The sequence below is a fragment of the Sphingobium sp. YR768 genome (assembly GCF_900111125.1).
Lineage (GTDB): Bacteria > Pseudomonadota > Alphaproteobacteria > Sphingomonadales > Sphingomonadaceae > Sphingobium.
This window is the reverse complement of record NZ_FOGE01000006.1, coordinates 141,662-153,740: the sequence shown is the minus strand read 5'-3', so window position 1 is coordinate 153,740 and position 12,079 is coordinate 141,662. Positions and strand designations below refer to the sequence as shown.

General features: G+C 63.5%; 9 protein-coding genes. 5 read left to right on the top strand and 4 right to left on the bottom strand.

Annotated features, from left to right (window positions below; genetic code table 11):
• Positions 1-8 precede the first annotated feature (8 nt).
• Complete coding sequence (locus tag BMX92_RS10160; protein ID WP_093015947.1) at positions 9-2,519, bottom strand: PepSY domain-containing protein; 2,511 nt, start codon at positions 2,517-2,519, stop codon at positions 9-11.
• An 83-nt stretch (positions 2,520-2,602) separates the two neighbouring features.
• Positions 2,603-3,505 (bottom strand): SDR family NAD(P)-dependent oxidoreductase, encoded by a 903-nt coding sequence (locus BMX92_RS10155; RefSeq protein ID WP_093015944.1) that lies wholly within the window; start codon positions 3,503-3,505, stop codon positions 2,603-2,605.
• 132 nt (positions 3,506-3,637) lie between these two features.
• Between BMX92_RS10155 and BMX92_RS10150 the strand changes: the two genes are divergently transcribed.
• The 5 genes from BMX92_RS10150 to BMX92_RS10130 are packed head-to-tail and all read left to right on the top strand — an operon-like array spanning position 3,638 to position 9,948.
• Positions 3,638-5,059: an MFS transporter gene (locus BMX92_RS10150; protein ID WP_093015942.1), complete on the top strand. Its 1,422-nt coding sequence runs from the start codon at positions 3,638-3,640 to the stop codon at positions 5,057-5,059.
• 37 nt (positions 5,060-5,096) lie between these two features.
• Positions 5,097-5,855 carry a nuclear transport factor 2 family protein gene (locus BMX92_RS10145; RefSeq protein WP_093015939.1) on the top strand — a complete coding sequence of 253 codons (759 nt, stop codon included), beginning with the start codon at positions 5,097-5,099 and terminating at the stop codon, positions 5,853-5,855.
• A 5-nt stretch (positions 5,856-5,860) separates the two neighbouring features.
• Positions 5,861-7,288, top strand: coding sequence for an NAD-dependent succinate-semialdehyde dehydrogenase (locus BMX92_RS10140; protein ID WP_093015936.1), 1,428 nt, complete (start codon positions 5,861-5,863; stop codon positions 7,286-7,288).
• Positions 7,289-7,291: 3 nt separating this feature from the next.
• Positions 7,292-8,347 (top strand): amidohydrolase family protein, encoded by a 1,056-nt coding sequence (locus BMX92_RS10135; RefSeq protein ID WP_093015933.1) that lies wholly within the window; start codon positions 7,292-7,294, stop codon positions 8,345-8,347.
• Positions 8,344-9,948 (top strand): MFS transporter, encoded by a 1,605-nt coding sequence (locus tag BMX92_RS10130; protein ID WP_093015930.1) that lies wholly within the window; start codon positions 8,344-8,346, stop codon positions 9,946-9,948. The genes BMX92_RS10135 and BMX92_RS10130 overlap by 4 nt, the downstream gene beginning before the upstream one ends.
• Before the next feature lie 160 nt (positions 9,949-10,108).
• Here the strand turns inward: BMX92_RS10130 and BMX92_RS10125 are convergent, their stop codons facing one another.
• Positions 10,109-10,594 (bottom strand): DUF3237 domain-containing protein, encoded by a 486-nt coding sequence (locus BMX92_RS10125; RefSeq protein ID WP_093015927.1) that lies wholly within the window; start codon positions 10,592-10,594, stop codon positions 10,109-10,111.
• Positions 10,591-12,060, bottom strand: a complete 1,470-nt coding sequence (locus BMX92_RS10120; RefSeq protein WP_093015923.1) for a carotenoid oxygenase family protein — start codon at positions 12,058-12,060, stop codon at positions 10,591-10,593. Before BMX92_RS10120 ends, BMX92_RS10125 begins: the two co-directional genes overlap by 4 nt.
• Positions 12,061-12,079: the final 19 nt, after the last annotated feature.

Sequence of the window (12,079 nt, the reverse complement as noted above, 5' to 3'; positions counted from 1 at the left end):
GCCCGATGTCAGTAGATGTCGCGGCGGTACAATCCTGCTTCGGCCATGGCCTCCAGCCTTTCATCGCCTAGCGCCGTGCGCAGGGCTGCGTCGACCGCTGGCGCCATCCCTTCCAAACTGCCGCAGACGAGGATGGCGGCGCCATCCTCCACCCATGCGCGCAGGGTGGTGGCCTGCGCCTCCACCAGATGCTGCACATAGCGTCCGCAACCGACATCTCGCGAATAGGCGCGATCGAGGCGCTCCAGCGTGCCGTCCGCCAGCATCCGTTCCAGTTCGTCGGACAGGAAGGCGTCATGCGCCGCATTGCGTTCGCCCAGGAATAGCCAGTGACCGCCAACGCCCCGTGCCGCAGACTGGCGCAGATGACCGCGCAGCCCGGCAAGCCCGGTGCCATTGCCGATCAGGATCAGGCGACGATCGCCCGGCGGCGCGCGGAAGCCCAGATTGGCGTGGACGCGCAGGTCGACTTCAGCGCCCAGTGGCGCATGCCGGGTCAGCCAGCCAGAGCCAAGGCCCAGCCTGCCATCGTCGCGCCGTACCTGACGTATCAGCAATTCGATGCGTCCGTCCGCTGCGATCGACGCGACCGAATATTCGCGATGCGGCAAGGGGCGCAGATCGGCTGGTAGAGTCATATCGTTTATGTCGTCAGGCAGGATCGCACCTGCCAGATGCGTCTGCAACATCGTGCCTTCGGCGTCGACGATGGTTGCGCCATCCAGATCCCGCCGCAGCAGGAAGTCCGCAACCCGCTGAGGATCGTTGCGCGGCAGAATTTCGGCAATGTCGCCGGCTTCCCAATCCGGGAACAGGCCGTCGCACGGTTCGAGCGATACCAGATAGGCGGGACCGCCAGCGCTGCCCGGATTGAGCAGTCGCCTGTCGATCAGACGCCATTTGCCGTAGCTGGCGGGCGCCCAGTCCGGTGCATCGGGACGTGCGCCGAGTGCGGCCAGTTGCTGCTGCCACTGGCGATGGGCGTCGGCATCCTCGCCATCCACCTCGATCATATCGAACATCCGCTGCCCGCCGCCGGCATGGAGCCAATGGTCGACCTGATGGCCGAAAGCGCAGAAATCGGCATATTCGCGGTCGCCCAGCGCCAGGACCGCATAATGAAGATGGGAGGCGGCTGGCGGTTGGGCCATGTCCTGCCGGGCGAAACGACGCGCCCGATCGGGCGGTTCGCCTTCGCCATAGGTGCTGATGACGAACAGGGCGCGATCGACCTGCGCCAGTTGCGCTGCATCAACCGACGTCAAGGGCAGCACGCGCGTTGCGCCCAGAGCGGCGGCGGTCTGCCGCGCCAGTCTCTCTGCCCCGCCGGTCTGGCTGGCGAAGGCGACAAGCATGTCGGCCGCTTCCGGCGTGCCCACAATCTCGACAGTTTCTTCGTCAGCCGGTCGTTTCTTGCGTCGCCGGGCGAGATAGAGAAGCAGGCCAGTTATGGTGAAGAGCGGCATCGTCAGGCTGGTGACGAAGAGGAACAATCGTCCGGGCAAACCAAAGATCGCGCCGCGATGGACTTCCAGCATGCTGGTCGTAATGACTTCGCCCACGGTGCGATCGGCATAGCGCTCGACTTTGACAACCCGACCATTGGCGGGGTCGATCCGGATCGTATCCGTCATCCGCTCATGCCGTGCATCAGGGAGCAGCATGCGGAAATCGACCGGCTTCTTGCCTTTAGGCAGCGTGATGGTGACCGATTCGAACTGGCTGCCGGTCAGTTGCGTGAAGGCTGACCAGGCCTGCTTCAGCGATGGAGAGGCAACGGGGCCGGCGTCTTTCTTCCCCTCGTCACGCTGTTGTTCGCCACGGCTTGTCTTGCCGGTGAGGGCATAGAGGACGCCCTGCCGATACCAGTCATAGGACCACCACAGGCCGGTGGTGGCGCTGAGCAAATAGAAGAGGACGACCCATCCACCGATGACGGCATGGAGCGCGCGATAGAGGTTGCGGCCACTTTTGCGCAGATCGAGAACCAGCCAGGCCCGCCAGTCGAGCGCGCGCTTGGGCCAACGCAGGTAGAGGCCGGACAGGGCGAAAAAGATCAGCGAAATGGCGGAGAAGGCGGTGATCTGACGACCGATGCCATTGCCGCCGCCCGGCAGTGCCAGCCAGCGATGCAGGCTGGTGATGGTGCGAAAAAAGCCACTGCCATTGGCATTGCCCAAAAGGCGGCCGTCACGCGGATCAACAAAGCTGCGCTCGCCGCGGCCTTTTTCCCCCTTGAGCGGATCGAACTGGATGCGCCATGCCTTATCCGGGGCTTCTTCCACCGTCAGCGACGCGACACGCAGACCGGCGCGTTGGGCCGATGCACGGGCGATCACCGTATCGGGATCGAGGTGCGGCGCGTTGCCGGGCGTCAGCGTGACGATACCCGGGCTGATCGCCGCCATGATCTCGTCTTCGAAGCTCAGCATTGCACCGGTCACGCCCATCACCGCCAGCACCAGGCCAGCGGTGATTCCGAGGAACCAGTGAATCTGGAAGAATATACGACGTGTCACTGCGGCCCTGCCCCTTGTCAGAGGCTCGGCTAGTGATACTGCAATCGATTTGCAATTACTTTATTGGACCATATCGTCCTGCCCTATGCGCGTGCACGGGCGGTGCGCCGTGCGCTTTCATAGCTTTCGCGCCGGATCTTTTCGAAGCCGGTGCGCTGGGAGAAGCCCGCATCTTCCGGATAGTCGCGGAAATCGGCCAATATCTCGCCGAACAGCGTGTCGAGTTCATCGCGAAATTCGGGATGGGAGAAGATGTGGAAGCGATTTTCCCGGATGCCATCGATCGTCCGCGCGGCGATCACGTCCGGCTCCATGCCGAACTGATGGATTTGCGCCAGACGATCGACCGCCGCGCCGTCGACCGGCTTTGCGTTCGCGCTAAGCGCCGCCGGACGGATTTCGTCGCTGGCATAGATATGGCTTTTCACGAGACCGGGACACAGCACCGAAACGCCGATGCCATGGGGCGCCAGACTATAACGCAACGATTCGCTCATGCCGCGCACGGCGAATTTGGTGGTGTTATAGATGCCCGGCGCCGGCCCGCACAGGAAACTGGCCATGGACGCGGTGTTGACGATATGGCCGCCCTGCCCCGCCGCCTTCATCCGCGGCGCGAAGGTCATGACGCCGTTGATGACGCCATGCAGATTGACCCCCATCACCCAGTCCCAGTCATCATAGCTGGACTCATCGATGGTCTGAAACAGGTTGATCCCGGCATTGTTGAACAACAGACTGACCGGCCCCAGTTTCCCCTCCGCCCGGTCGGCCGCGTCCGCAAAGCCCGATCGCGATGCGACATCGAGCGGGACACCTATCACGTCCTGATTGTCCAGCGTCTTGAGCGCGGCGGCGATGGCGTCTTCCCGTATGTCCGCGATCGCCACCTTGCAGCCTTCCGCCAGCAAGGCGCGGGCCACGCCCAGGCCGATCCCGTTGGCGCCACCGGTCACAAAGGCGGTTCGCCCACTTAACTGAAGCATCCCTATCTCCCTTCGCTGATTTTTTAACGGTCGTGAATTTTTGCTCTCGCCATATTCGTATAGATCACTTACAAATTCGCCAAGCCGAAATTTCATCCCTGTGAAAAAGGGAGAAATAGAGAGGAGAAGGTCATGGCCCTGGCGCCCGCGCCTATTGCGACCGACAGCCTGTGGGACGAAGAGGCGGCTGTTCCGTCCGATCCGACCCGCGCGGCGCCCCCGCCTTATTCGATGGCCGCCGCCTATTGGGCGCTGTTCGTCATCATCCTGGCAACCTTCATCACCTTCTTCGAACAGGTGGTTTTCGCCATGCTGGCAGAGCGGATCAAGGCGGATTTCGGCCTGTCCGATTCGCAGCTTGGCTTTCTGGCTGGGCCAGCCAGCATCATCTGCTATCTGTTCGTCGGCATTCCGCTGGCAAGGCTGGCAGACATCTTCCCGCGCAAATTCGTGTTGGCGGGCGGGGTCGCAGCGCTGGGCGTCATCACCTCGCTGGGGGGCATCGCGCAGAATTTCGGTCAGTTTGTGGGGACAAGGGTCTTTCTGGCAGCAGGTGGATCGGCCCATGCGCCGTCCTCCTACTCGCTGCTGGCCGACGCCTTTCCGCCGCGCATCCTGACCCGCGCCTTTGCGCTGCTGCAATTCGGCTTTATCGGCGGCACGACGCTGGGACCGGCGATCGGCGGGATGCTGATCGCCACGGCGGTCGGTTGGGCCCCGACCCAGCATGGCGGCATCACCATATTGGGCTGGCAATGGCTGATGATCTGGCTGGGTCTGCCTGCCCTGCTCGTCTCCCTGCTTTTCCTGACAATAAAAGAACCGCCGCGCCGCATGGCCACAGGGGCGATCACGTTGCCGCAGGGCGCGTCCCTTGGCCGCCGCATCCTGACCTTCACCGGTCTGGACGCCGCCAAGGCGATCCATGCCAAGCGTCGCGTCTATTATCCGCTGTTCGCCGGTCTTGCCCTCAGCGCGATCGAGACGTTCGGCCTGCAATTCTGGCGCGTGCCTTTCATGATCCGCACCTATGGCTGGAACGAGGCGCAGATCGGCGCGGTGATGGGATCGCTGACGCTGGCTGCGTCGCTGACCGGTCTGCTGCTGGGTGGCATCTTCGTGGAATGGCTGGCCAAACGCTATGCCGACGCCAATGTCCGCGCGGCCGCGATTTTCTTCAGTTGCGTCACCGTCTGCGCCATTCTCGCGCCAATGATGCCCAATGGCTATGCCTCATTGGGCGTCGCCAGCATCGGGGCGATGTTCGGCATTGCCGGCGCCGTGCCGCAAAATGCCGCGATCCAGCGCGTCGCCCCCAATGCGATGCGCGGGCAGGTGACGGCCATCTATCTGTTCATGTTCACCTTCTTCGGCGCGATGGGCAGCTTTCTGGTCGGACTGGTGCAGGATTATGTGATCGGCGATCCGACCCAGCTCTGGAAGACGCTGGTGCTGACTGCCAGCCTGCTGCTGCCCCTCGCCACGCTCTGCATGATCCGCGCGATCAGGCCCTATCGGGAAGAAGTGGAGCGGCTGGCTGCTGAAGCGGTTTAATTCGTAAGTATTACATACAATGATAGGAGAGAAAATCATGTCCGATGCTGATCGTATTGCGCAGCTGGAACAGTCTGTCGCCGCCCTTTCCACCCGCCTCCAGCGCCGCGAGGATGAACTGGATGTGCGCAAGCTCCAGCATCTCTACGGCTATCTGATCGACAAATGCCTGTATAACGAGACGGCGGACCTGTTCACCGACGATGGCGAAGTGCGCTTTTTCGGCGGGGTGTGGCGCGGCAAGGCAGGCATTCGTCGCCTCTATGTCGAACGGTTTCAGGCGCGCTTCACCCATGGCACCAACGGGCCGATCGACGGCTTCCTGCTCGACCATCCGCAATTGCAGGACATTGTTGACATCGACCCCGATGGTGTGACGGCCCATGCCCGCGCCCGGTCCATGATGCAGGCCGGCAGGCACAAGGATTATGCCGACCCGTCCAACCCGATGCTGGGCGCGCGCCAATGGTGGGAAGGCGGCATTTACGAGAACACCTACAAGAAGGTGGATGGCATCTGGCGCATCCAGATCCTGAACTACATGCCGCAATGGCATGCCGATTTCGACAAGGGCTGGGCCAACACGCCGGCCGAATATGTGCCTTTCCCCAAGATTACCTATCCCGAAGACCCCACCGGGCCGGACGCGCTGATCACCGATCACTGGCTGTGGCCGACGCACAAGCTGGTGCCGTTCCATATGCCCCATCCGGTGACCGGCAAGGAAATCGTCGCCGAACGCTGGCAGGGCGATATCGACCGCGAGACGGCGGCCCGTGAAGCGGTGAGCGCCTGAACATCATGGCCTATCCCGATCTCTATCTGATGATCGATGGCCAGCGGCTGTCGGGCGGCGGGCGGCGGACCCACAAGGTCGTCAATCCCGCCACCGGCGCCGTGCTGGCCGACTTGCCGCTGGCCGATGCGGCGGACCTGGATGCGGCGCTGGCAGCGGCGCAGCGGGGTTTCCGTCGCTGGCGGGACTCGACACCGCAGGAACGGGCCACCGTGCTGCAAGGCGCGGCGCGGCTGATGGTGGAGCGGCAGGAGGAATTGGCCCGCATCGCCACGCTGGAACAGGGCAAGACGCTGGCCGAAGCGCGCATCGAAGTGATGATGAATGTCGGCCTGTTCAACTTCTATGCCGGGGAGGTGTTTCGCCTCTACGGTCGGGCGCTGGTGCGTCCGGCCGGACAGCGATCGACGGTGACGAAAGAGCCGGTGGGGCCGGTCGCGGCCTTCGCGCCGTGGAACTTCCCGATCGGCAATCCCGGCCGCAAGCTGGGCGCGCCGATCGCGGCGGGATGTTCAGTGATCCTGAAGGCGGCGGAGGAAACGCCAGCCAGCGCGCTCGCCGTGCTGCAATGCCTGATCGATGCGGGTCTGCCCGGCGATGTGGCGCAGGCGGTGTTCGGGGTGCCCGACGAAGTGTCGCGCCACCTGCTTGGGTCGCCCATCATCCGCAAGATGAGCTTCACCGGCTCCACCCTGGTCGGCAAGCATCTGGCCAAATTGGCGGCGGAGGATTGCAAGCGCACGACGATGGAACTGGGCGGCCACGGCCCGGTGCTGGTCTTCGCCGACGCCGATATCGAAAAGGCGCTCGATACGGTGGTGGCGGGCAAATATCGCAATGCCGGGCAAGTGTGCGTGTCGCCGACCCGCTTCATCGTGGAAGCCAGCGTGCATGATCGCTTCCTCGCCGGCTTCGTGGAGCGCGCGGAAAAGGTCGTGGTGGGTGACGGATCGGCGCCCGACAGCATCATGGGACCGATGGCCAATCCCCGGCGGCTGGACGCGATGGATCGGCTGATCGGCGACGCGGTCGCGAAGGGCGCCCGCCTCGAAACCGGCGGCGCGCGGATCGGCAATGCGGGCTTTTTCTATGCGCCCACCGTCCTGTCCGCCACGCCGCTGGATGCCGCCATCATGAACGAAGAACCGTTCGGCCCCGTCGCGCTGATCAATGCCTATCGGGATGAGGCCGCGATGATCGCCGAAGCCAATCGCCTGCCCTATGGCCTCGCCGCCTATGCCTGGACCAGCGATGCCGCACGACAACGCCGGGTCGCGCGAGAGATCGAGGCAGGGATGGTCGGCATCAACACATCCATGATCGGCGGGTCGGACTCGCCCTTTGGCGGGGTCAAATGGTCCGGCCATGGCGCGGAGGACGGGCCGGAGGGCATTGACGCCTGCCTCGTCACCAAAGCCATTCACGAAGGATAACCCATGACGCATGCGTTAAACACTGGCGGCGATCGCGGCTATTTGCGGATCGCCACCGAAGAGGCTTTCGCCACCCGCGAGCAGATCGATGCCTACCTGCGCATGGTGCGCGACGGGACAACTGACAAAGGCATGACGTCGCTCTGGGGTTTCTACGCCCAGTCGCCGTCGAAGCGCGCGACTCAGATCATCGACCGGTTGCTGGAACTGGGCGATCAGCGACTGGCGGACATGGATGCGACCGGCATTGATGTGGCGATCCTGTCGCTCACCTCGCCCGGTGTGCAACCGTTGCTGGATATGGCCGAAGCCAAGGTGATGGTGACGCGCGCCAACGATCATCTGGCCGACCGCTGCGCCGCTCACCCCACCCGCTTCGTCGGCATGACCTCGATCGCGCCGCAAGACCCGGACTGGTCGGCCGCCGAAATCCGGCGTGGCGCGGGCGACCTGGGCTTCAGGGGGGTGATGGTGAACAGCCATACCCAGGGCGAATATCTGGACGATCCGAAGTTCGACCCGATCTTCCGCGCGCTCGCCGATACCGGCCAGCCGCTCTATATCCATCCCTCGACCCCGCCCGACGCCATGATCGGGCCGATGCTGGAAGCCGGGCTGGACGGCGCGATCTTCGGCTTTGGCGTCGAAACGGGCATGCATCTGCTCCGCCTCATCACCATCGGCATTTTCGATCGCTATCCCGATTTGCAGATCATCGTCGGCCATATGGGGGAGGCGCTGCCCTATTGGCTCTACCGCCTCGACTATATGCACCAGGCGGGCGTGCGGTCGCAGCGCTATGAGCGGATGAAGCCGCTGCAAAAGTCCATTCAAGACTATATGCGATCCAACGTCTGCGTTACCACCAGCGGCATGGCATGGGAGCCGGCGATCAAGTTCGCGCAATCCGTGCTGGGGGAGGATCGGGTCATGTATGCGATGGACTATCCCTATCAATTTGTGGCGGATGAGGTGCGGACTCATGACCTGCTGGACATATCGGACGCAGCGAAGCGCAAGCTGATGCAGAGTAATGCCGAGCGCGTGTTCCGCCTGTGAGCCAGACGATCCCGCCGCGTAGCACCGCTTATTATGCACTCGCGCTGGTCGCAGGCACCAATCTGGTCAGCCTGCTCGACCGCAACATCCTCGCCATCCTGGCTCCGGCGATCAAGGCGGATTTGAAGATCGGCGACGCGGAGATGGGCCTGCTCTACGGCACCGTCTTCGCGCTCTTCTACGCGCTCTTCTCCCTGCCGCTGGGGCGGCTGGCGGACGGATGGATACGCACGAAGCTGCTGGCCATCACCATCGGCTTCTGGTCGCTGGCGACCGGCGGCGCGGCCTTTGCCACCGGCTTTTTCACGCTCATGCTGTCGCGCCTGTGCGTCGGCATTGGCGAAGCGGCGTCGCAACCGGCCGGGACCAGCCTGACCTATGATTATTTCCCGCGCGAGAAGCGCGGCATGGTGATGGCGGTGATGGCCGCCGCCATCGCCATCGGCCTTGGCGGATCGCTGATCATCGGCGGCGTAGCGGCGCAATGGTGGGATGCGCGCTATGCAATGGGCGGGGCGCCGCTGGGCCTGAAAGGCTGGCAATTCGCCTTTGCCGTGGCGGCGACGCCCGGCTTCCTCATCGCCTTCCTGATGAGCCGGCTTGCCGAACCGCAGCGCGGCGCGATCGACGGCATCGCGACGCCGCCCGATCCGCATCCCTTCCGCGCCAGCATCTCCCTGCTGGGCGCGGTGACGCCTGGCTTCCACTGGCTCAGCCTCGCGCAAGCACGCGCCAGCGGGCGCGAATGGATGCGCAATATCGGCCTTATGGCGTTGATCATCGTTGCGATGCTGCTGGCGATCCGCTGGGCCGAAGCCTTTTCTCCCCGGCCACCCCTGTTGCTGGGCGGGATCGCGATCAGTCCGCATGTCGTGCAATGGAGCGTGATCGGCTTCGGCGCCATCGTCATCCTCAACCTGATCCAGTCGCTCAAGCGCCGCGATGCGGTGGCCTTTGCGCTCATCACTCGCAATCCCTCGCTGCTGCTCTGCGTTGCGGCGGGATCGCTACAGGGCGTGATCAACTATGGCGTGATGGGCTTCACGCCCTCCTTCCTGATGAAAAGCTACGGCCTCTCCCCCGCTGATACGGGTATGCAATTCGGCCTGCTATCCGCCGCGCTGGGCGTGGCCGGCCCGCTGATTGCCGGGCCGCTATCCGATCGGATCGGCGCGCATCGCTTGGCGCGCCGGGTCTGGGTGGCGTTGTTCGCCATGGGCCTGTCGCCGCTGATCGCGCTCTGGGTCTATCGCGCCGGCGATGCGAGCAGCTTCTATCTGCGCTTCACCCTCTACAGCCTGATCCTGACCATGTGGATGCCGCCGCTTTATGCGGTGCTGTTCGAACAGGTTCTGCCGCGCATGCGCGGCCTGACGGTCAGCCTCTATATCGTCGTATCGACCATCTTTGGCCTCGGCATCGGCCCCTATGCAGTGGGGATGATCAGCGATGCGCGGGGCGGCGATCTGGGCGGGGCGATCCTGTCGATCAACTGGGTCGCCCCGCCGCTGGTGCTATTGTTGCTGATCCTGCTGTTCCGGGTTGAGCGCGATCATGCCAGCCTGTTGCCCCGCGCGCGATCGGCGGGGGAAGCGGTCTGAGAGGCTGTTTGGGAATGCGCCTTTGGCGCATCCGCACCGGCCCTCACCCCCACCCGACCGCCCAACAGGGTACCATATGTGGGTGGTCGGGTGGGGGTGAGGGCCGGTGCGGCTACAAAAATGCGCTCTTTCGCGCATTTTTCAAACGGTCTCTGAGCCGTCATGTCACGCGCCAGACCCACAGATGGATCGACCGCTCGTAACGGGCGCCGGTGCACAGGAAAATGCTGCGGTTGAGCCAGTCATAGCGCCCTGTCGGCGCCACGAATTCCGGAACGGTGCGAAAATAATAGTCCGCCGGGTCGACGACTTCGCCACGGTTCAGCCGATCCATGACGTCGGGCGGGCCATGGCGCAGTCCGCGATTGCGGATCTGGATAAGAACATGATCCTCCGTTTCTATCGCATAGGTGGCATCGGCAACCGTCACGCCGTCCGGCCGGGACACTTGCCAGTCGGCGCCAACCCCGAGCAATCGGCCGGACAATAATGGCCCCCGCACCGTGCCGGACAGGATGGGGATGATCCGCCGTACGCCATCATGGCAGTCGCCGATCGGCATCGGCGCGCCCAGATCGCCGACGGCCTCATAGACAAATTCCAGGCCGGGTCGGATTGCCCCCATTGGTGCTGCATCGGCGATCATGCGGGCAGCCCGATCTGATCTGCGCTTGCCCAATTGCCATGCAGGCCGAAGCGCAGGCGGATCGGCACCTGTATCTCCGCAATCGGTCCCTTGGCGATATCTGTCGCATCGAACAGCAGCAGGTCGCTGCGATGCTCCTCCAGCCGATTGCAGACCTGCACGATCCAGCCATCTCCTTCGGCCGCATCCGGATTGCGCGGGATGAAGCAGGGCTCCTGTAGCGACGACACCGGTCCGCACCACCAGCGTTGCTCTTCGCCAGTCCGATGGTCGATCAGGCCCAGCGTATTCATCAACATGCCCGAAGGACTGCCGCCCTTCAGTTCCACCGGCTTGGTCGGGTCGATCACCAGCATCCAGCCATAGCGATAGGGCAAGCCGGTAAAGCGATCATCGATGCGCGGAAATTCGCCCATCATGTCGGTCAGTCGCTGCACGCTGGCGAAATCCTCGCCATTTGACGCCATGTCCACGGTCCAGCGGGTCAGGAAACTGGCGGCCTCCATCGGGTTGAATGGCGCGCCGTGGATATCGGGGAAGAAGGGGAACATATTATTCTTCGCCTCGGGCGTGTCGAAATGGATTCTCGTCCCCTCCTGAAAGGCGTTCATGACATGGCTGGCGAAGCAATTGTCGCGTTTGAACCAGCGAATGTCCGCCGCCGTTGCATCCGCTCGACGCGGCAGCACGCCCAGATAGACGGGTAGCGTGGTATCGAAACCGAAATGCGGCAGCCCCTGCTCCAGCCTTTCCCAATTGGAGGTGCTGGGCACGACATGGAACAGCGCATAATCGGGCGTGATCGCGAAGTCGTGCATCATGGCGTAATAAGGGAGTTCGAACCATGTTTCCTGCTTCAGCACGCCGTCTGGCGACACGACATAATAGGTCATGTCGCGCGTCAGCACCCCCTTGGCCGCATAGCCGAAGGCGATCATGTCGCCGGTTGCAGGATCGATCTTGGGATGGGCGGTGAAGGTCTGGCCGGTCATCGCGCCATCGAACCGGGTATAGCCGTCCGTCTCCAGCGTCGCCGGATCCATTACCAGTGCCGGACTGTCCTCCTTCAGCGCATAGAGTCGGCCGCCATGGATGAAGGCGGTCGTATTGGCGGTGCCGCGAAACTGCCCCTTCACCGACTCGTCGTCGGTCAGCGGATTGCGATAGGCGCCGAACAGCGCCCGCCCCGCCGCATGCTCCAGCTTCCACTTGTCCGTCTTCGCCCAGCGCTGGCGCAGATCGACCTTGCCATCGCGGAACCGGAACATGGAGATCATGCCGTCGCCGTTGAAAGCGATATCATCCCCCAGCAGGGGCGGAAATTGCGGGTCGGGCTGCACCCGGTAGAAAGCGCCATCCAGTTCCGGCGGGATCATGCCCTTCACATCCAGATCGGCAATATCCGCCTCGATCCGCGACGGTGTGTTGAAACCGGTAAAAGCAGGCGTGTCGGGAAAATGCGCCACGATGAATCCTCTCCTGATC